Below are 20,747 nucleotides of genomic sequence, written 5' to 3'. Positions count from 1 at the left end.
TCTTCGTATACTTTTCGAAGTTACGAAAGGTATTCAAAATACCCAAATATCTACCAATTTTATGCAGGAGCGCGCGATTGTGCACATGGATTTAGACAGTTTCTTTGTCTCGGTGGAGCGACTCCGAGATACAAGACTCGTGGGTAAACCGGTCATCGTGGGTGGAGGGTCGGATCGTGGCGTGGTGGCGGCGTGCAGTTATGAGACAAGGGCCTTTGGGGTTCGTTCCGCGATGCCCATGAAGATGGCGCTGAAATTGTGTCCGGATGCGATCGTCTTAAAGGGGGATTACGAGGCCTATGTGCAGCATTCGGAGATGGTGACCTCGCTGATTATGGAGCGGGCGCCTCTGGTGGAGAAGGCCTCGATTGATGAGTTTTATTTAGATATGACAGGGATGGAGCGCTTTTTTGGTTCCTATGCCTTTGCCCAGGATCTGCGGGATAGAATTAAAAAGCAGATCGGATTGCAGATGTCTTTTGGTTTATCAGTGAATAAGACGGTTTCCAAAGTCGCCACGAATCACGTCAAGCCCGCCGGCGAATACCAGGTGCCAGCCGGTCAAGAGAAAGCCTTTTTAGCACCCATGACGGTGAATAAAATACCGATGATCGGTGCCGTAACGGCCCAAACCCTACGGAACATGGGTATCGTCCACGTAGGAACGCTCAGTCAAATGCCGCAAAAGGTGTTAGAGCGAACCTTCGGGAAGTCGGGGACAATGCTTTGGGAAAGAGCAAACGGCATCGACTTACGTCCTGTAGTGCCTTATTCAGAACAGAAATCGCTGTCGAAGGAGATTACCTTCGAGCAGGATAGTACGGACGTGGTTTTGTTGCGACGGATTCTGGGTTCGTTAACCGAACAGCTGAGCTACGATCTGCGCAAACTGGGGCAATGTACGTCCTGTATTACGGTGAAGGTGCGTTACTCGAATTTTGACACCCATACCCGCCAAATCAGTATTCCCGCCTCAGCCAGCGACCACCGCCTGATTCCGGCGGTCTATGAATTGTTCGAGAAGCTCTATGATCGAAGGCTCTTGATTCGCCTGATCGGAGTTCGCTTCTCGAAGCTATTGCAAGGGCAAGAGCAGCTGAACCTGTTTGACGACGGGGCGAAGCTGGTTCCGCTCTATCAGGCGATGGATTCCCTGAAGAACCGCTACGGCGAGTTTTCCATCCTGCGTGCGAGTGGATTAATGGGGAGTGCCGAACGAAGGAATCGATTGCCTGGTGCTGGTGCGTCACACGCTACTTTACCTTCAAAAAACGACGAATAGATGTATTTAAATTGCCATTCCTACTACAGCCTGCGCTATGGTACGCTTTCGCCTGAGCAATTAGTTCAGGAGGCGAAGGCGCGTGGGATTACGTGTTTGGCGTTAACGGACATCCACCGGAGTTCGGGGGTATTCGATTTTGTGCAGGCTTGTGATGCCGCGGGGATTAAGCCGGTGGTGGGGATGGAGTTCGAGGCGGGTTATGTTTGTTTAGCGAGGAATGAGGCCGGTTTTTTGCAGATCAATGATTTTGCGACGAAGTATTTAGTGTCCAAAGAACCTTGGCCTGAGCGTCCTCCCGTTTCAGACGATGTGTGGACGATTTATCCTTTAGCGCTGCGTAAGAAGATTAAGACGCTAGCCGGGCCTCGGGAGCGTTGGGGGGTGCGGGCGAGTGACCGGAATTTGCTTTGGAAAGAAAAAGAGCTGCGTGATTTCGTCTGGTGCCAGCCTTTTACGTTTCTCGATCAGCGCGGTTTCTCGATGCATCGCTTATTGCGCGCGATTGATTTAAATACTTTGTTGAGTAAGCTGTCGAAGAAGGATCAGGCGCAGGAGGACGAGCGGCTCTATTCGCCAGCCGAATTACAGGCTTGTTGTGCGGATCATCCGGAGCTGTTAGTGGAGGCGGATAAGATCTTAGCCGATTGTGCATTTTCTTTTGATTTTAAAAAGCCGAAGAACCGTTCGCTGTTTAGTTCTTCCAAAGAGGACGATTTAGCGCTCCTCACCAAGCTAGCCTACGAGGGCTTGCGTTACCGTTATCCGCGGGGGGATCGAGAGGCGAAGGCGCGGGTGGAAAAGGAGTTACGGATTATCAATGAGCTGAATTTTAATGCCTATTTCCTGATTACCTGGGACATTATTCGCTATGCGCGATCCAGAGGCTATTTTCATGTGGGTCGAGGGTCTGGTGCGAATTCCATCGTGGCCTATTGCATCGGGATTACGGATGTGGATCCGGTGGAATTAGACCTGTATTTCGAGCGCTTTATCAATGAGCACCGGACGAGTCCACCGGATTTTGATATTGATTTTTCTTGGGATGAGCGCGACGACATCATCGATTATATCTTTAAGCGCTATGGTTCGAAGCATGTTTGCCTGTTAGCGACTTATGTGACGTTTCGGGATAAGTCGATTTACCGGGAGTTGGCGAAGGTTTTTGGCCTTCCCAAAGCCGAGATAGACGCCTGGCTCGATCCCGCCACCGCGATGCGTGAAGTCACTTCGGAGATTCAGGCGCTGATTGTGAAATACGGACAGCTATTGCTCGATTTTCCTAATTACCTGAGCATCCACGCCGGCGGAATCTTGATTTCAGATGCGCCATTAAGTGCGTATACGGCCTTAGAGGGCATGCCAAAAGGCTTCCCCATCTGCCAGTTCGACATGTACGTGGCCGAGGAAATCGGCTTTGCGAAGTTTGATATTTTGTCCCAAAGAGGCCTCGGGCACATCAAGGAAGCCGTCGACATCATCCGAGCGAACCGCGGGCAAGATGTGGACATTCACCGCGTGCAAGAATTCATGAAAGATGAGGGCGTGCGCAAACAGCTGATGCGCCACGAAACGATGGGTTGTTTCTACATCGAATCCCCCGCGATGCGTTCTCTTCTAAAGAAGCTGCGCTGTCAGGATTACATCACTCTAGTCGCCGCTTCGTCCATCATTCGTCCCGGCGTATCCTCCTCTGGGATGATGAAGGCCTATATCGAGCGCTTTCACGCGCCGGATTCGTATGAACCCGTGCATCCGCTGATGGGGGAGTTGATGAAGGAAACCTATGGAGTAATGGTCTACCAAGAAGATGTGATCAAAGTGGCGCATTATTTCGCGGGCTTAACCTTAGCGGAGGCCGATGTCCTGCGCCGCGGGATGTCGGGCAAATACCGCTCCAGAGCTGAATTTGATCGAATCAGGGAGGCTTTCTTCGCGAATTGTGCCGAGAAAGGCTATCCTGAAGCCGTTTCTCGGGAGGTGTGGAGGCAGATGGAAAGCTTTTCGGGCTATTCCTTTTCGAAGGCACATTCCGCTTCTTTCGCCGTAGAAAGCTACCAAAGCCTCTACTTGAAGACCTATTACCCACTCGAATTTATGGTGGCGGTGATCAATAATTTTGGGGGATTCTATCGAACCGAGTTTTATGTGCACGAGGCTCGCCGCTGTGGCGCACAAATAGAGGCACCGGAGATTAATGAGAGCGAATACCTAACCCGAATCGAAGGCAAGCGTATTTACCTAGGCTGGGTGCATATCAAAGGCCTAGAGAAGCGTGTGATTCAGGAAATGCTAGAGGCGCGGAGGCAGTCCGGCCCTTTCCGCTCTTGGGAGGATTTTGCACACCGGGTATCCATCGGAATAGAGCAATCTATTTTGTTGATTCGAATCGGGGCCTTTCGGAATTTAGGGCATGAGAAGAAACCACTATTGTGGGAGGCACATGCCCGTTTCCAAGGAAAAGTATCCACGGTAGTGGCTATGGAAATGTTCGATGATTTCTCCCCAGAAATGGGTGTGTTGCCGGCTTTAATTCACGATTCGGCGGAGGATGCCTTCGATCAATGGGAAATACTAGGCTTTCCCCTCTGCTCCCCCTTTTTACTGCTGGAGGAATTACCAGAGACCTTATTGAATGCGGATTTAGTCTTGCCCAAAGGCGATATCATCGGCTACCTCGTCACCCTCAAATCCACGCGAACGAAGCAGGGAGAACGCATGTATTTCGGCTATTTCGTCGACTTACAAGGTGAATTCTTCGATACCGTTCATTTCCCGTCAGACCTCAAAAACTATTCTTTCCGTGGTAGCGGAATTTATTGGATGCAAGGGGTGTCGATGGATGATTTTGGCCATCGTACGCTACGGGTACAGCAGTTAAGAAAATTAGCGTGGCGGGTGGATCCGCGGTATGTTTAAAGCATAAAGAATAAAGCACAAAGAATAAAGGAGAGTAGAGAGAATGGTAAATGGTAAGTGGTGAATGGTAAATGTTTCCTCTGGACTCTTTTCCTCCGGACTACCGACTACCGACTACTGTCTACTGACCACCGCCCACTGCCGCTTGCGGCGCGTAAACCTTTTTCCCTTAAATTGCGTTATACTACAAATGAAAATCATATGAAAAAGATTCTAGGATTAGTATTGATGTTTGTAAGCCTGCAGGCTTGTGGACAACAACCCAAACAAACGATAGCAACAACAGCAACGAAGACGATGGATAATTTGCCTAAAACAGAAGCCGAATGGAAGGCTAAGTTAACAGAAGACGAATATTATATTTTACGCCAAAAAGGCACAGAAAGACCCTACACAGGTAAATTCTTGATGCATAACGAAAAGGGAATGTATACCTGCAGAGGTTGCGGCGCCCCTCTTTTTAGCTCAGAATCGAAGTTTGATTCACATTGTGGCTGGCCGAGTTTTGACAAGGAACTAAAAGCAGGTGTCATTAAAGAAACCGTCGATAACACCCTAGGCATGCGTCGTGTCGAAATCACCTGTGCAAAATGTGGAGGCCACTTAGGTCACGTTTTCGATGATGGTCCCACGGATACGGGCTTACGTTATTGCGTGAATTCGGTTTCGATTGGGTTTGAAGCCGCGAAGAAATAAATTTCTACGGTAGTCAAAAGGTCGCCGCAAGCGGCGTAGTCGTCACTTCGTGACTTAGTCAAAAACTAATCTATTGACTAAGTTCGCAGGAAGACTAAGACGCAGTCGACTAAGTCCGAAGGACGACTAAGACGTAGTCGACTAAGTCCGAAGGACGACTAGCGCTTAGCGCAGCGACTTATCTAATTCTTCTTTCCCTATCAACCCCACGCTCGTCCAAGTCTTCACTCCATTTTTGTACATTTCCAGGTAAGGAATAGATTCAATTTTCTTGGATTTTGCTAATTCTTGGTTTTCGTCCACATCGATTTCGATGAGCTCTACTTTGCCATTCTGCGCCTTTACCCATTCCTTTAAAATAGGGCTTAGTTGCTTGCATGGGCCACACCAAGTAGCATTGTAGTCAATGATGACCATCGGCTTGCCTTTGATTTTTTCAGCGAAACTTGCTTCGGTTAAACCAGCTGAAGTTGCAACTTTTGCTTCGCCCGTTGCGATAGGTAAATTAGCTGACTGCCAGGCTAACATGCCACCTGTTAAATTGACGATGGATTTGAAGCCCATTTCCTTTAGCATTCCGGCAGCGGAAGAGGATCTGGCTCCTGATAAGCAGTAAACGTAAACTGTTTTGTCTTTTGCTAATTCATCAGCGATTTGTGCGAAAGCAGGTGAACTAACATCTGCATTGATGGCACCTTCAATATGACCATTTTGGAATTCTTCGATGGTTCTGACGTCCAAAATCTGTGCTCCCGACTCTTCAGCCAAGGCTGTTTGGAATTCTGTTGCGCCTAGATCTTGTTGTCCTTCTTTTGGCCCACAAGAAAATAATAGACCGGCTAAAAAAATAGAATAAAGTACTTTTCTCATTTCGAATATTGTTTAATAATTCCTTCCAATACGTTCGCTTGAATCACCCCCGATTGGCGCCAAACCGATTTTCCATCCTTAAATAGAATCATCGTGGGCACAGAACGGATTTGAAATTTATCTGCTAAGGTACGATTCTTATCTACATCGATCTTAATGATCTTTGCAGAGTTCCCTATTTTAGACTTTAATTGCTCTAAAATAGGCTTTAACTGCTTGCATGGGCCACACCATTCAGCTGAAAAATCAACTAAAACAGGTTCTGGCGATTTTAATAATTCGGCGAATTTGCTCATAAATATCAGTATCTAGTAGTCGGTAATCAGTCGCTAGTCGCTAGTCTCTAGTCCGGGGGGAGGGAGTCCGAAGGGAAATTGTAGAGTAGAGATAAGAGAGTAAAGAGTAAAAATATCATTCACCATTCACCATTCACCATTCACCATCTCCTCTCTATACTCTCTTATCCATACTCTAATTATTCTTTATTCTTTGTGCTTTATGCTTTAAGTGATGTCCAAGCCCCACCATTGTGCACCTGCTCGAATCCATTTGCTTTTAACATTCGTTTAGCCATTCCACTACGGCTTCCCGAACGGCAGCACGTGATGATAACTTGATCTTTCTTTAATTTGTTCAAATTAGCATTTAAAGTTTGTAAAGGTAAGTTGATGGATCCTTTCACGTGTCCATCTTTGTACTCCGCTGGTGTGCGAACGTCCACCACCACAGCACCTGAAGCCATTAATTCGTTCAGATCCACTTTAGGGCCAATGCCCAATAAATTCTTCAGTAATGTTAACATTTGATTTATAGTTTATCGACAAATTTAGCCTGTTTATGTAGGGTAATTCGTGACAAATGTCTCCTATCAAATGGAAGAACCAATAAATTTCAAATTGAAAATGTTAACTTCGATAAAAATATTCCTATGAAAAAGACACTAACATTGACGCTTGTATTCGCTTTTATCTCCCTATTTGCTTTTGCTCAAAATCAGACGCATAAAGTTGTAGTTCAACTGAATACTTCGGACACTTTAGTTTGGCAGGGTGCATTAAAAAACATCTCCAATCTTCAAACTGCTTTAGGCTCCTCCACTCAAATTGAATTAGTCGCTCATGGTTCAGGAATTAGTATTTTAGTTGATGGTAAAACTACTCAGAAAGCTAAAATAGCTGAATTAGCTGCTATGGGCGTACTCTTTAAAGCCTGTGAAAATACGATTCGTGAACGAAAAATTGATCGGGCTACAATTTTACCTCAAGTGGGAACCGTTCCTTCAGGAGTTGCTGAAGTCGTTCTCAAACAAGAGGCCGGCTGGGCTTATTTAAAATACTAGTGCAAGTTAAACCTGTCTACTAAAAAAGCCTGTGATAAATGTCACAGGCTTTTTTAGCTCCAAGGCAAAAACTTAGGAATATTCCCATCCATTATTCGGGGAATTTCTTCATTTAAAAATTGCCCATTCAATACGTTTTCATAGGCTTTTATATATTTTTTAGCCATCGTAAGTGCATCAAAAACATCTCGTGCATAGGCATGGCAATCATTTCTGTTAAAATCATCTGCCGATAGAATCGCCTGCGAAAGCTCCTGGTGATTATTGCTTAAATAACCGACTTCAGAAGTCACTAATTCGGGTAAGGATCCATAGGGTGTCGCGAAGATTGGGCAACCGAAATACAAGCTTTCGGTAATAGCTAGTCCAAAAGGCTCATGCCATCGAACAGGAAAAATTAAACCTTTAGATTGAGATAGTAAATCTAATTTTTGTTGGCCTCCCACCGTTCCATAAAACGTGATCCGTGGGCTCCAAGTCATCCGAAATCCCATTTTCAAGTTTAATCTGGTACCACCTAAAACAGCTAGCGTTTCACTGGGTGACATTAATACCGTATCGATCGCTCCTTGGACATTTTTCACACGCCAAGCAGCTTTTCCTAAAAAATGGAAATGATTTCTTGACAGTTTAAGATTAGGTTTTCCATAATCTGACCAATCTAATCCATTGTGAACAAATGAGTTAGATCCATAGCGAAGCGCATGATTTTGTGATACAAAAATGGCGTTTTTATCGAGAAGGGTATCTGAATTAAGATTACCATGAATCGTTACCACATAGGGTTTTGAAAGGCTTTCTTGAGGTAATTGATTTAAATGCACCACATCAATATATTCCGGGATTTGATCGTTTAATGGGAGTTGAGGATTCCAATTAAGTACGGAAGCAAATGGACAACTAGATCCTGCAGGCACTAAGAAAGTGACCTGGTGACCAAGACTGTTTAATGATTTTGCCAGCCCCCAAATCACCCGTTCGGTTCCTCCGTAACCAGATACTGGAATTTGCTGATCATGTACTATTAAAATGTGCATTTTGAGGAGGAATGAAAAACTAATTTACAAAATATCTGCCATTTTAAAGGGGATCGAGTTTGATGATTTATGATACCTCATTGTTTAAAATTTGCCTGATAAATTATAGACAACTAATTGTGTGATATTTGTCACTTTAATGAGACATATTTTGTCTTAATTTGTAAAAAATTAAATTAATTAATTTTCAAAATTCTCTTACGTTTCCCATGAAAGTACTTATTGGTTTTTTAGTAGGAGTAGTACTTTTTTTTATAGCTTTTTTTGTAATTAATCGCTATCCAATTAAGAAAGTAAATTATACAGATACCGCTTATAATAATGCAATCGTAGACCCTAATTTCACTCATGTTTGGACGGCACCATCTGACTGGCGCATGATGTATTTAGCGCCTGAAGAAAAGGAATTGGTTGTTTATGGTCGTGAATTGATCGCACATACCTCGGATTATTTAGGTCCCAAAGGTTCCGTGAAGTCGATTTCTAACGGAATGAATTGCCAAAACTGCCATTTAAATGCTGGTACCCAACCTTGGGGAAATAACTATTTCGCAGTTCAATCCACTTATCCGAAATTTAGGGCCCGTTCAGGCACAAGAGAAAATCAAATTAAGCGCGTAAATGACTGTTTCGAAAGGAGCTTAAATGGCAAGGCTTTGGACTCTACCAGTAGGGAAATGCGTGCGATTTTGGCCTATATCAAATGGTTAGGAACGGATGTAGCTAAGGGAAAATCTCCCAAAGGTTCAGGTATTTTTAAGTTGAAAGAATTAAAAAGAGCTATTGATCCAGCGAAAGGAGAAGAGATTTATGTTGCAAAATGCCAGTCTTGCCATCAAGTAGATGGGGGTGGTGTATTAGCAGAAGGGGGAAAGTCTTATACGTATCCACCACTTTGGGGAGCACACAGTTATAACCACGGAGCAGGTCTTTACCGGATGTCGAACTTTGCAGGATATGTAAAATACAATATGCCCTTAGGAGCGACCTATGAAAAGCCTCAATTGAGTGATGAAGAAGCTTGGGATATAGCGGCTTATGTTAACTCGATGCCAAGGCCATCAAAAGATTTATCAAAAGATTGGCCTAAAATAGCAAAGAAACCTTTTGATCACCCATTCGGACCGTATACAGATCCATTCTCTGAAGAGCAGCACAAGTATGGCCCCTATAAGCCGATTAAGGAATGGGTAGAAAAGGGTTTTTAATTTAGGCTAGCTCCAAGCAAATTATAGAGCCAATTCCTAATGCTATACCAGCTAATTGCATAGGTGATAAAGTTTCTTTAAAATAAAACCAACTAACAAGAGATAAAGTAACGATATTGAATATCACGAATATGGTTGATGCTGTGGCTATATTTTTGTACTTGAAACTATAGGATAAAAATACCATTCCTACTAGATAGATAGCTAAGCCTACTATGAAGGTTTTTATATTGTTACTGATAATCCAATTTTTCATTACAATATCGCCAATAGTCAGTATTGAACCGCCAATAAATAATAGGATTAAGGGTAGAAATTGTGCCATAGTTTTATAGTTGTAGATAAGCAAGTTAAGAAATTTTTAAAAATACAAAGTCATAAAAAAAGGATACCAATAAATTGATATCCTCATTCACCATTTACCATTTACAATTTTAATGGGGCAATTGATCTCTAAACTTGCCATAAACCCACGTACCTGCTAGTGCACTCAGAATAACGATAGAAATAGCCCATACTCCAGTCCCTAATTGAGCAAAAAGTGGACCAGGACAAGCCCCTGTAATGGCCCATCCAAAACCGAAAAGTAGGCCTCCATAGATTTGGCCTTTATTAAAAGTCTTGTCAGAGAATGTTATCTCTTCCCCATGAATAGTTTTTATCTTGAATTTTTTAATCAAGAAAACGGAAATAGCTCCTACGACAACTGCCGTACCAATGACGCCATACATGTGGAAGCTTTGGAGACGGAACATTTCTTGAATGCGGAACCAGGAGATGATTTCTGCCTTTACAAATACCACACCGAAGACAATTCCGACGGCTAAATATTTAAAATTATACCACCAAGGATGGTTCAAATTTGATTCGTTCAAACACATCGTGTCTAATGAACGTACTTCAAAATCAGTTTCTTTTTGTTGCGTATTCATCAGATTATAGGGATAAAATGTAAGGTAAAACAAAATTAGCCATCACGAACCCGCCCACCATAAAACAGATAGTGGCCACCAACGAAGGCCATTGGAGATTACTTAGACCCATAATAGCATGCCCAGAAGTACATCCGCCTGCATAACGAGTGCCAAATCCAACTAGGAATCCTCCACCCACCATCATGACAAAGCCACGAACGGTAAACAAATCATGTATTTCAAAGAGTTGTACAGGTACCATTCCAGAAAGGTCAGTAATCCCGTAGCCTGCTAATTCGTTCGCTAAATCCGGATGAATAATAATAGGTGCGTCAGAACCTAAGAATTGTGCTGCGATGAAGCCTCCAATGAAGATTCCACCAATAAAGAACAGATTCCACGATTCTTTTTTCCAATCGTATTTGAAAAATGGGATGCTACTAGGAATACAGGCTGCACAGATATGTCGCAGATTAGACGAAATACCAAAGTGTTTATTGCCTAAAATTAATAAGGCTGGGACAATTAGTCCAATTAATGCACCAGCAACATACCAAGGCCAGGGGGAAGAAATTGTTTCTATCATAAGAGGTTATTCAGTGTTCAGTATCCAGTAGTCGGTATTCAGTAGTCAGTAAAAATAGATTAGAGATAAGAGAGTATAGAGTAGAGAATAAATCTTTACCATTCACCATTTACCATTCACCATTCACCATTATCTCTACTCTCTACTCTCTAATCTACTTTATTCTTTGTGCTTTATTCTTTATGCTTTATAAAAGCGTTGTGGGGCAAATATACTCAGTAAGCTTGAATTCCCCCGACTCTTTGATTCCTTTAAATCCGCTGTTCACATCGATTAAATTATCATATCCGCGTGCGCGAAGCGTTGAGTTGAAAATCATCGAGCGGTAGCCACCTGCACAGTGTACGAAGTACGTTTTATCCTTGTTGATTTTTAACATGCTTTCGTTGATGAAGTCCAAAGGCGCATTTTCAGCCTCTACGATATGCTCGCTTAAATACTCTGAATTTTTACGTACGTCAATGATTTCACCTTCACCTGCTTTGAAACGAGCAAACATTTCTGCAGGGCTGATCGATATAATTGTATCCACTTCCTTATTTGCCGCTTTCCAAGCAGCAATTCCCCCTTTTAAGTAACCGATGGTAAAATCATAACCTACGCGTGCTAAACGCGTGATTACCTCTTGTTCGCGTCCTTCGTCCGTTACTAATAAGATTTCTTGCTTGATATCTGGAATCATAGCACCCACCCAAGGAGCGAAAGAACCATCAATTCCGATGTTGATTGAATTCGGGATAAAACCAGCAGCGAAAGTTTGTGGATCACGGGTATCTAATACTAAAGCACCTGTCTCGTTTGCGGCTACTTCAAATGCTTCTGGAGATAAGGCATGCTGTCCACGCTCCATAACCTTATCGATCGAATCATATCCTTGGATATTCATCAATACGTTTAATGGAAAATAAGCAGGGGGAGCCACTAAGCCTGTTAATACCTCTTTCTTAAATGCTTCTCTTGTTAGAGCTGGATTTAACGCGTAGTTCGTTTTCTTCTGATTGCCTAAGGTATCAGTCGTTTCCTTACTCATATTTTTACCACAAGCAGATCCTGCACCATGTGCTGGATATACGATAATATCGTCAGCTAAAGGCATAATCTTGTTACGTAAAGAATCGAAAAGGAGCCCTGCCAAAATATCTTCTGTTAAATCTGCTTTTACTTTTTGGGCCAAATCAGGACGACCTACATCACCGATGAAAAGCGTATCGCCTGAGAACAGGCTGGTTTCTTTTCCCTTCTCATCGATTAATAAGAAACAAGTAGACTCCATGGTATGCCCTGGTGTATGGATAACGCGAATGGTCGCGTTTCCTAATTGGAATTCTTGGCCATCAGTTGCTGAAATGCATTCAAATTCGCAAGCTGCATTAGGTCCATAGACAATTGGGGCACCTGTTTTGGCAGATAAATCAATGTGACCAGAAACGAAGTCCGCATGGAAGTGTGTTTCGAATACGAATTTGATTTTAGCGCCATTACGTTCTGCTTTCTCGATATAAGGCTGAACCTCGCGAAGAGGATCAATAATCGCCGCTTCTCCATTGCTTTCGATGTAATAGGCACCTTGTGCTAAACAGCCTGTATAAATTTGTTCTACTTTCATATTTTATCTGAAGGGGAAGGCAATTTGTTGAATGAGAATATAAATACCCATGACCAAGACGAACCAGCCAAATCCTACTTTAAGTTTATCTCCGTCTATTTTTTTACTCAAAATATCACCTACAAATATTCCGGCAATGGCTAAACTGGTCACGGTTAGTAATAAGTTCCAATCAATGATTTGCACTCCTAGATCACCTGTGAATCCAATTAATGATTTTGCGGCTATGATTAAAAGGGAAGTACCGATCGCTTGCTTCATCGATAGTTTTGATAACATAACCAGTGCAGGGATGATCAAGAAACCTCCACCAGCTCCTACAAGGCCAGTTAGAATTCCCACTACAGTACCTTCGATGAGAATCAGCGGGTAATTAAACACTTGTTGCTCTACGACATAGTCTTCCGATTTTTCCTTCTCACATTGTTCGCATTTCCCACTAATCATGGAGATAGAGGCGGCTACCATTAAAATGGCAAACAATACCATCATCAAAAATGATTTTGTAATCACAAAATCCCCCCAAATGAAAACATCAGAAGGAATATTTTGTATGATGAATTTGCGTGTTGCATATACTGCTGCGATAGATGGAATACCGAATATGATGGCTGTTTTTACATTAATCAAGCCCTGATTGTACTTTGGAATAGCTCCGACCAGTGAACTCGCTCCTACAATAAACAAGGAATAAGCGGATGCCAAAACGGGATTAACATGAAATAAATAAACTAAAACGGGAACCGTCAAGATTGATCCTCCTCCTCCTATGAGCCCTAATGATACGCCAATAAGTAGTGAAGCTAAATAACCGACAATTTCCATGTGATTTTGACCATTTTTGTTGACGCAAAATTCTGGAATAAATATCGCTTATTTCGTGATATTTATCACATACCTAAATCCACAATTTCAATCTGGTTTTTGTTAATATTGATGTAGCCTTTCTCTGCTAATTTCTTCATCAATCGCGAAATGACCTCTCTTGATGAGTTCAGTTCTTGAGCGATATCTGTGAAGGAGGCCTTTAGGATATTTGTTTTAAGGCTTTTTTGGTGTTGTTTTAAGTACCAAAGCAAGCGCTCATCTAGATTTCTAAATGCGATTTGATCTAAGGTATCTAGTAATTCTTCAAATCGAGAACGGTAGGTTTCCAGCACAAACTGGTACCAAGACTTGTATTTAGCAGCCCACTCGTCCATCAATTCGATAGGAATGGCAATGACTTCGGTGTCTACTAAGGCTTTGGCCATAATCTGAGACGACAATTGTCTTGCCGCACAAGTCATGGAAATAGCACAAGCTTCACCTGGATGTAAGTTGTACATGAATACCTCGTTGCCCTCATCGTCTTCTCTGAAAACCTTAACAATTCCCTTCGTGACTAATACAGCAGAGCGAATAGATTGTCCTGTTTTCATCAAATATTCGTCCGTTTTGAATTTACGTACGACACCTGCTTGCTGAATTTTTTTGCTTAATTCTGGCTCAAATTGCTTGAATAATTCCATTTTAATAGTTGATAACGGCTTGTTTTTCTAGGCTTTCGTAGGCGGCATCGATTACGCGCATACTCGCGGTTCCATCTTCTCCTGGCACGGCGGGTGCCACACCGGAGCGCAAAGATTGAAAAACATTTTCATAGAATGCCATATAATTTCCTTTTTCAGAAGGAATGCGTTCTGGGCTGCCACCATCTACATGCAACAGGCCATATTCGCTAACTGCATCTACTCCCCAGTTTTCGCCCATGGGCACATGGCCTTTGTCTAAATCGACCTCTTGGCGATCCGAACGGGTTTTGATGAAGCTTCCCTTCGTTCCATGTAATTGGAAAGCAGGAATAGGTTCTTTGAAATAATAGCCACTTTTTAAACGAACGCGCAAGGCTGGGTAGTATAATAAGATTTCGAACAAGTCGATTACTTCTGTACCTGGACGCGTTTTGCGTAAATCCGCAAACACGTGCGTCGGATTACCAAATAAATGCAATGCTTGATCTATTAAATGTGGGCCTAAATCAGTCACGATTCCTGCGCCGTGACCAGCGTCTTCCTTGTGTCGTTTAGGGGACATGAGTGGATTATATCGGTCAAAGTGAAACTCTGCTTCGACGATATCGCCAAGAACGCCATCAGAAAGCACCTTTTTCAATGTTAAGAAATCGGAATCCCAGCGGCGGTTTTGGTAAACAAAAATCAGTTTACCCACCTCTTTTGCTAAATCCACCAGCTGCTCAGCCTCTGAGGCATTACAAGTAAAGGCTTTTTCTACGACGATGTGCTTACCCGCTTTTAAAGCAGCAGAAGCATACTCGAAATGAGAATAAATAGGCGTGTTTACGATGACTAATTCGATCGATGGATCGGCTAAAACGGCTTCCATCGAATCATACGACTGCACACCAGGATAGGCATTCTCGATGTTTTTCTTGGAGCGTTCCCAGGATCCTACTAAATTGAACCCAGGATGTAATTGAATGAAAGGGGCGTGAAAAACACGTCCTGACATTCCATAAGATAATAAGGCAGTTTCGATCGGTTTCATGGAAGTAAAAATAAACAATTCAGACCTTTAAACATAAACGAATTATGATGAAAAAAATACTCGCATTCAGTCTCCTAAGTTTAACAGCGTTGGGACAGTCAAAACCTTTGGTCTCACACATGTTCACAGCGGATCCATCTGCCCACGTTTTTCAGGGTCAAATTTATATTTATCCCTCCCATGATATTGATGCAGGGGTAAAGGAAGATGATTTAGGAAGTCATTTTGCGATGCGTGATTACCATGTTTTATCTCAAAAGACGCCTGCTAACCCTGTGGTTGATCATGGTGTGGCATTAAAATTAGAGGATGTGGCTTGGGCTTCGAAGATGCTTTGGGCGCCAGATGCAGCTGAATCGAAAGGGACTTATTACTTATATTTCCCAGCAAAAGACAAGGAGGGTATTTTCCGAATTGGTGTAGCCTCATCGCCAAAACCAGAAGGGCCTTTTAAAGCAGAAAAGGACTATATGAAGGGCTCTTTCAGTATCGATCCTTGTGTTTTTAAAGATAAGGATGGAACCTTTTATATGTATTTCGGTGGAATTTGGGGAGGACAATTGCAGCGCTGGAAGTCTGGAAACTATATAGCGACGGATGAATCTCAACCTGCGAATGATCAACTTGCATTGATGGCTAAAGTGGCTCGCTTGGATGCGAACATGAAAGAGATGGCTGAAGCTCCTAGAAATGTACAAATCTTAGACGCGAATGGGAAGATTTTGTTATCGGAAGATCATGATCGCCGTTTCTTTGAAGCTGCTTTTGTGCATCAATACCAAGGGAAATACTATTTCTCCTATTCGACGGGAGATACGCATAACATTGCTTATGCCACAGGATCGAGTCCTTATGGACCATTTACTTATCAAGGTGTAATTCTTAAGCCAGTAAAAGGATGGACGAATCACCATTCTATTGTGGAGCAAAATGGGAAGTGGTATCTATATTACCACGATGTGGAGATTTCAGGTAGAACTCACTTAAGAAACATCAAAGTGGCGGAGTTGAAATACCGTCCGGATGGAAGTATCGAGACGATTGATGCGTATAAATAAAAAAAAGGGCCGCTCACGAAAATGAGCGGCCCTTTTAATAAGTGTAAAATTTAGGCTAAAATATTCTTAGCATAAGCCACACATTTCTTCACTTCTTCTACCGCTGTAGAACCTGCAGGAACTTCGTATTCTAATTCGATCGTTGCAGGGAATTTGTATTTCTTCTTTTTCAATAAGCTTAACACCTCTTTTAAAGGAGTGTCGCCCATTCCCCAGGCTAAGTTGCCAGCGCCATGTTCTTTCGAGGTGCGGTCTTTGATGTGCATACTAGTGATGCGATCGTGTTTCGCTTCGATGAACGCAAGTAATGATGCGGTTGTATGAGGAGCTCCTACTGCAATGTAGTGACCACAATCTAGGTTGATTGAATTGTATGGGTTTTGGGCCAAAGCCTCATCATACACCGTATCCTTCACCTGAGTGTGGGTGTGGTAGCCAAAATAAATCTTGTGTTTTTCTCCAAGAGCACCTAAACGTTGCGTTTGAGCGGAAGAGGTAGGCAATTCCATCGTCACCGACTTTGCACCTAAAACCTTCGCTGCCCGTAATGCTGATTCCACCTCTGCGTCTGAGTTTCTCTCACTAAAAGCATTCGGTTTGTAAGCATAAACGGAAATGCCAGCGTCATCTAACATCTTGCGAACTTCCTTGAATTTATCCATCGAAACGGTTTCTCTCCAAGCAGATACATCTTTTTGGTATTTTGCCATTGCAGCTTTCTGCTCATCCGTTAGAGTAGGACGTGGCTGACCTGGAGTCCAACGCATTGGAACTGGATTTACCGGACGGCCAGCGTAATCTTCTACCGCATCTCCCATTAATTCAATGGCAGAAACACCGGAATCTACACAATACTGAATGATTTGCTTGATATCTCCTGGCATTCCGCGGAAGGAATAGGTAATCGTTCCTACTTGAACGCCACCAAAAACCGAGTTTGGTTTAGCAAAGCTAAAGGAAGAATTAGATGCCCATAAAAGGCCTAAAGAGGCTAATGAGCCCGCCGCTAAAAACTGGCGACGCGATGGTTGGTTGTTATTTTTCATGTAATAGGTTTATTTTTGATAAAAATAAGAAAATATTCTTGGAAAACTATCTTGCTAAAGTTGCTTCTGTTTCCGTTTCCTTAGGGGCAAAACCTGTTGTCTCGAATGTTTCCTTTACCATTTTGCATGGTCAATTAACAGCGATTGTGGGACCCATGGGTTCAGGCAAGACATCTTTAGCGAAAGCCTTAGCGGGTCGATTGTTTAGGACTGGGGATGTTTGGTTTCAATCACGGAATCCAGATAAAAGAGCTCATGTGATGCTCGTAGAGCAACAACATCATTTTAAGAACCGCAGTAATCTTTCGGATTTTTACCTTCAGCAGCGTTTTAATTCTTCTGATTGCGAGGATGCCTATACAGTGGAGGAGGAGTTAGTAGGTTTAGAGTTAGGTGATTGGGTTGCACTTTTCGAATTAGAAGGCTTGTTAAAAAGACCCTTGATTCAGCTTTCAAATGGTGAGAATAAGCGTTTGCAAATTGTTAAATCACTTGCCTATCAGCCGGATTGGTTGATTTTAGACAACCCTTATGTGGGTTTAGATGTAAATGGCCGTGAAGTACTCACAAAAGGCTTACTTTCTTTACAAGCTAGAGGGATTTATTTTATTTTAGTTTCCTCGCCAGGTGATGTGCCGGATTTTATTAACCAAATCATTGAATTACCCTATCCGCTCCAAGAAAATGAGAAGCCAATTCCTTTGCTTCGTCCATTAAACCCTTTCCAGGTGGCTGTCAAAATGGAAAAGGTGCAGATTACCTATGGGACTAAAACGATTTTACAAGATTTTACTTGGGAAGTTAAACGGGGAGAACGGTGGGCGATTAAGGGTCCTAATGGGGCCGGAAAGTCGACTTTAATTAGTTTGATCACCGCGGATAATCCACAAGCTTACTCGCAAAATTTGACCCTATTTGATCGAAAACGGGGGTCTGGCGAGAGTATTTGGGATATTAAACGAATGATAGGCTATGTGAGCCCTGAATTACATCTTTATTTTAAAGAGGGAGGGTCCTGCTTTTCGGTTGTAGCTTCCGGCTTATTTGATGCGCAAGGCTTATTTAAGCGGGTTAATGAAGAACAAATCGTACAGGTGAATCATTGGATGCAGGTCATGGGTGTTGCTCATTTAACGGAAAGATCGTTTACTCAGATATCAGGCGGGGAGCAGCGTATGGTGTTGATTACTAGAGCGCTCGTGAAGAATCCAGAATTATTGATTCTAGACGAGCCCTGCCAAGGATTGGATGGAGTGCAGACAGATCGACTAAAGACCGTGCTGGATTATTTAGCTGCTCAATCAGAAATGACCTTACTCTATGTTAGTCATTATGACCGCGATATTCCGTCTTGCGTGAATCAGGTTTTGGAATTAAAAAGGCTCTGAAATGGATGGGCTGGGTTTTGAGAACCATTTAGGACCATCTGCTGTCATATAAACACAATCCTCTAAACGTACTCCGAATTCCCCAGGAATCGCAATCGTGGGTTCAATGCTAAAACACATCCCTATTTCCAGGGGAGCTTTGTTTCCACGCACCATATTGCCCCACTCGTGTCCACTCATTCCGATACCGTGACCAGTACGATGTGGTAAACCTGGTAATTTATAATTTGGTCCAAAACCTGCATCCACTAACACTTTCCGCGCTGCATGGTCAACGTTTTCTGCTGGAGCACCTAGTTTAGCCGCCTCGAAACCTGCCTGTTGAGCCTTCTTCTCAAGCTCCCAAATCTGTTTTTGTTTCTGGCTAGGCTCCCCAAAAACAATCGTTCTCGTAATATCAGATTCATATCCTCCCACGCTACATCCGCAATCTAGCATCACTATATCGCCGTTTTTAAGGATTTGTTTACGTGTACTTCCGTGTGGAAAAGAGGTTGCCACCCCGAAAGTCACCGACGCAAAACCAGGCGACGCACCTTGTTCTGTGTGTGCCTGAGCTATTTTTTGGGAGATTTGACGTGGTGTACATCCCAGTGTAAGCGCGGCAATTCCAGCCTGAATGGCTTTAACTGTTACGTCGTTTGCCTTTTGCATTAAGGCGATTTCGGCTGGGGATTTGATGATTCTGCACGGAATGGTGATGGAATCTGCGCTAATAAATTGAAAATTAGAAGTTTTGCGTAACCCATCGAAGATGAAGAAACGACAGAATTCGTCGATGCCTATTTGGCCCTTCTCAATCCCTATTTCTTTTAAAACACGTGCGGTTAAAGCAAATGGATTTTCATCCTCTTCCCAAATGGAAACTTTCGTCCCTGCAGGTGCCATTTCCAAAAACCGATCTTCTTCAAAAGCCGGACAGATAAAATTTATTTCACCTTTTGCTGGAATAACGGCTAACATCGATCTTTCTGACGGATACCAGCTGATGCCCGTGTAATAATTCATGTTGATTCCTGCGTCTAAAATGATCGCCTGAATTTGCTTTTCGGCCATCAATCTTTGCGCTTTTGCCACGCGTATTTTACGTTCTTCCACACTAATTGGGGTGAACTCAATGGGTGCTAGTTTAACTGAGGAAGAATTTAACGAAAGGGTAGAGGCTAAAAGTCCTCCTTTGATGAAGTTTCTACGTTGCATCCCGAAATTTAAAATAAATCATTTACAATAGAAATTCTCTCGGGATGAATTAACTTTAAAATCAAAATTAACCTATGCGGCTACTATTTATCCGTTTCTCGGCCATCGGCGACATTGTTTTAGCTTCACCCGCCCTTCGATGTGCGAAGCAGCAGATTCCCGGTGTTCAGATTCATTTCTTAACCAAGAAGTCGATGAAGGCCGTTACGGAGGAGAATCCATATGTGGATCAATTCCATTATTTTGACAAAGACTTATCCGCTACTATTCAGGAATTAAAGGCTTATTCTTTCGATTACATCATCGATCTGCACAAGAATCTGCGCAGTTTGCGGATTCGAAAGGTGCTGGGTGTTCCTTATTTATCTTATAATAAACTGAGTGTTGAGAAGTTTTTATTGACCAAATTTGGAGTGAATCGGATGCCTGATCGACACATTTCAATGCGAAGTGTGGATACTTTGGCACCATTAGGTGTCGTGTATGATGGTAAAGGATTAGATTATTTTGTTCCTTCTGGGGTTAGTCAGCCTGTTTTTTTTCCTGACGGCTATGTAGCTTTAGTGATAGGCGCTTCTTATTTTACAAAGAAATTGCCTTTGGAATCCTTGAAGGCATTGTGTTCCCAAATTCCCCACCCCATCGTTTTAGTGGGAGGGAAGGAGGAAGTCGAAGATGGTGAAGCTCTGTCAGCTATAGATCCTTCACGCATTGTGAATACGTGTGGGGCCTACTCCTTGCAGGAGTCTGCTTTACTTGTTTCGAAAGCTCGTTTAGTGATTTCACATGACACCGGGATGATGTATATCGCCTGTGCCTTTGATAAAAATATCATTGCCATCTGGGGAGCTACTTCTCCCGCTTTACAAGTGGAACCATTTATGCCAGATAATTCGTCGGCACACGTTTTCCAATCCATTGTCCCAGATTTAAGTTGTCAGCCTTGTTCGAATTTTGGTACGAATACGTGTCCCAAAGGGCATTTTAATTGTATGAAGAATCAAGATTTACCGGAGATAGCGCGGCAAGTGGAGCGGATGTGGTAATCCTT

The 20,747-nt window shown here is 42.9% G+C and carries 21 protein-coding genes; 8 read left to right on the top strand and 13 right to left on the bottom strand.

The window, feature by feature from the left end; all coding sequences use genetic code 11:
• Window positions 1-61: 61 nt before the first annotated feature.
• The 3 genes from dinB (at window position 62) to msrB (ending at window position 4,897) form a co-directional block, all read left to right on the top strand.
• Window positions 62-1,282, top strand: a complete 1,221-nt coding sequence (dinB, locus tag ACILP5_RS02965) for a DNA polymerase IV (RefSeq protein WP_395617166.1) — start codon at window positions 62-64, stop codon at window positions 1,280-1,282.
• Entirely contained in the window at window positions 1,283-4,201 is a 2,919-nt protein-coding gene (locus ACILP5_RS02960) for a DNA polymerase III subunit alpha (protein WP_395617165.1), read from the top strand. It abuts the gene before it with no gap.
• Between the two features lie 201 nt (window positions 4,202-4,402).
• Window positions 4,403-4,897, top strand: coding sequence for a peptide-methionine (R)-S-oxide reductase MsrB (gene msrB / locus ACILP5_RS02955; RefSeq protein ID WP_395617164.1), 495 nt, complete (start codon window positions 4,403-4,405; stop codon window positions 4,895-4,897).
• A 165-nt stretch (window positions 4,898-5,062) separates the two neighbouring features.
• Here the strand turns inward: msrB and ACILP5_RS02950 are convergent, their stop codons facing one another.
• The 3 genes from ACILP5_RS02950 to ACILP5_RS02940 all read right to left on the bottom strand — a co-directional run bounded on the left by ACILP5_RS02950 (window position 5,063) and on the right by ACILP5_RS02940 (window position 6,569).
• Window positions 5,063-5,767, bottom strand: coding sequence for a thioredoxin domain-containing protein (locus ACILP5_RS02950; protein ID WP_395617163.1), 705 nt, complete (start codon window positions 5,765-5,767; stop codon window positions 5,063-5,065).
• Window positions 5,764-6,063, bottom strand: a complete 300-nt coding sequence (trxA, locus tag ACILP5_RS02945; RefSeq protein ID WP_395617162.1) for a thioredoxin — start codon at window positions 6,061-6,063, stop codon at window positions 5,764-5,766. The genes ACILP5_RS02950 and trxA overlap by 4 nt, the downstream gene beginning before the upstream one ends.
• Before the next feature lie 200 nt (window positions 6,064-6,263).
• Window positions 6,264-6,569 (bottom strand): rhodanese-like domain-containing protein, encoded by a 306-nt coding sequence (locus ACILP5_RS02940; protein ID WP_395617161.1) that lies wholly within the window; start codon window positions 6,567-6,569, stop codon window positions 6,264-6,266.
• A 126-nt stretch (window positions 6,570-6,695) separates the two neighbouring features.
• Between ACILP5_RS02940 and ACILP5_RS02935 the strand changes: the two genes are divergently transcribed.
• Entirely contained in the window at window positions 6,696-7,106 is a 411-nt protein-coding gene (locus tag ACILP5_RS02935) for a DsrE family protein (RefSeq protein WP_395617160.1), read from the top strand.
• A 53-nt stretch (window positions 7,107-7,159) separates the two neighbouring features.
• Here the strand turns inward: ACILP5_RS02935 and ACILP5_RS02930 are convergent, their stop codons facing one another.
• Window positions 7,160-8,143 carry a glycosyltransferase gene (locus tag ACILP5_RS02930; RefSeq protein ID WP_395617159.1) on the bottom strand — a complete coding sequence of 328 codons (984 nt, stop codon included), beginning with the start codon at window positions 8,141-8,143 and terminating at the stop codon, window positions 7,160-7,162.
• Window positions 8,144-8,352: 209 nt separating this feature from the next.
• Between ACILP5_RS02930 and ACILP5_RS02925 the strand changes: the two genes are divergently transcribed.
• Window positions 8,353-9,351, top strand: coding sequence for a c-type cytochrome (locus ACILP5_RS02925; protein ID WP_395617158.1), 999 nt, complete (start codon window positions 8,353-8,355; stop codon window positions 9,349-9,351).
• 1 nt (window position 9,352) lies between these two features.
• On the opposite strand, the gene ACILP5_RS02920 is transcribed toward ACILP5_RS02925, so the two are convergent.
• The 7 genes from ACILP5_RS02920 to ACILP5_RS02890 all read right to left on the bottom strand — a co-directional run bounded on the left by ACILP5_RS02920 (window position 9,353) and on the right by ACILP5_RS02890 (window position 15,004).
• Entirely contained in the window at window positions 9,353-9,676 is a 324-nt protein-coding gene (locus tag ACILP5_RS02920; RefSeq protein WP_395617157.1) for a DMT family transporter, read from the bottom strand.
• A gap of 109 nt (window positions 9,677-9,785) precedes the next feature.
• Window positions 9,786-10,232 (bottom strand): DUF6691 family protein, encoded by a 447-nt coding sequence (locus ACILP5_RS02915; protein WP_395617202.1) that lies wholly within the window; start codon window positions 10,230-10,232, stop codon window positions 9,786-9,788.
• Window positions 10,233-10,287: 55 nt separating this feature from the next.
• Complete coding sequence (locus tag ACILP5_RS02910) at window positions 10,288-10,851, bottom strand: YeeE/YedE family protein (protein ID WP_395617156.1); 564 nt, start codon at window positions 10,849-10,851, stop codon at window positions 10,288-10,290.
• A 187-nt stretch (window positions 10,852-11,038) separates the two neighbouring features.
• Window positions 11,039-12,457, bottom strand: coding sequence for a rhodanese-like domain-containing protein (locus ACILP5_RS02905; protein ID WP_395617155.1), 1,419 nt, complete (start codon window positions 12,455-12,457; stop codon window positions 11,039-11,041).
• Window positions 12,458-12,460: 3 nt separating this feature from the next.
• Window positions 12,461-13,282, bottom strand: coding sequence for a sulfite exporter TauE/SafE family protein (locus ACILP5_RS02900; RefSeq protein WP_395617154.1), 822 nt, complete (start codon window positions 13,280-13,282; stop codon window positions 12,461-12,463).
• A 65-nt stretch (window positions 13,283-13,347) separates the two neighbouring features.
• Window positions 13,348-13,968: a Crp/Fnr family transcriptional regulator gene (locus ACILP5_RS02895; RefSeq protein ID WP_395617153.1), complete on the bottom strand. Its 621-nt coding sequence runs from the start codon at window positions 13,966-13,968 to the stop codon at window positions 13,348-13,350.
• A 1-nt stretch (window position 13,969) separates the two neighbouring features.
• Window positions 13,970-15,004 carry a Gfo/Idh/MocA family oxidoreductase gene (locus tag ACILP5_RS02890; protein WP_395617152.1) on the bottom strand — a complete coding sequence of 345 codons (1,035 nt, stop codon included), beginning with the start codon at window positions 15,002-15,004 and terminating at the stop codon, window positions 13,970-13,972.
• 47 nt (window positions 15,005-15,051) lie between these two features.
• Here ACILP5_RS02890 and ACILP5_RS02885 point away from each other — a divergent pair, with 47 nt between their 5' ends.
• On the top strand, window positions 15,052-16,062 hold the full coding sequence (locus ACILP5_RS02885) for a glycoside hydrolase family 43 protein (RefSeq protein WP_395617151.1): 1,011 nt from the start codon (window positions 15,052-15,054) through the stop codon (window positions 16,060-16,062).
• A 50-nt stretch (window positions 16,063-16,112) separates the two neighbouring features.
• On the opposite strand, the gene ACILP5_RS02880 is transcribed toward ACILP5_RS02885, so the two are convergent.
• Window positions 16,113-17,108: a sugar phosphate isomerase/epimerase family protein gene (locus ACILP5_RS02880; RefSeq protein WP_395617150.1), complete on the bottom strand. Its 996-nt coding sequence runs from the start codon at window positions 17,106-17,108 to the stop codon at window positions 16,113-16,115.
• Between the two features lie 38 nt (window positions 17,109-17,146).
• Here ACILP5_RS02880 and ACILP5_RS02875 point away from each other — a divergent pair, with 38 nt between their 5' ends.
• Window positions 17,147-18,496, top strand: coding sequence for an ATP-binding cassette domain-containing protein (locus ACILP5_RS02875; RefSeq protein ID WP_395617149.1), 1,350 nt, complete (start codon window positions 17,147-17,149; stop codon window positions 18,494-18,496).
• Here the strand turns inward: ACILP5_RS02875 and ACILP5_RS02870 are convergent.
• Window positions 18,482-19,696: a M24 family metallopeptidase gene (locus ACILP5_RS02870; RefSeq protein WP_395617148.1), complete on the bottom strand. Its 1,215-nt coding sequence runs from the start codon at window positions 19,694-19,696 to the stop codon at window positions 18,482-18,484. The genes ACILP5_RS02875 and ACILP5_RS02870 overlap by 15 nt on opposite strands.
• Before the next feature lie 74 nt (window positions 19,697-19,770).
• On the opposite strand from ACILP5_RS02870, the gene ACILP5_RS02865 reads away from it, so the two are divergent.
• A complete protein-coding gene (locus tag ACILP5_RS02865) occupies window positions 19,771-20,742 on the top strand; it encodes a glycosyltransferase family 9 protein (RefSeq protein WP_395617147.1) in 972 nt (323 codons plus the stop codon).
• Window positions 20,743-20,747: the final 5 nt, after the last annotated feature.

The sequence above is a fragment of the Aquirufa sp. genome, from assembly GCF_044239315.1.
Lineage (GTDB): Bacteria > Bacteroidota > Bacteroidia > Cytophagales > Spirosomataceae > Aquirufa.
This window is presented reverse-complemented; position numbering and strand designations above follow the sequence as displayed.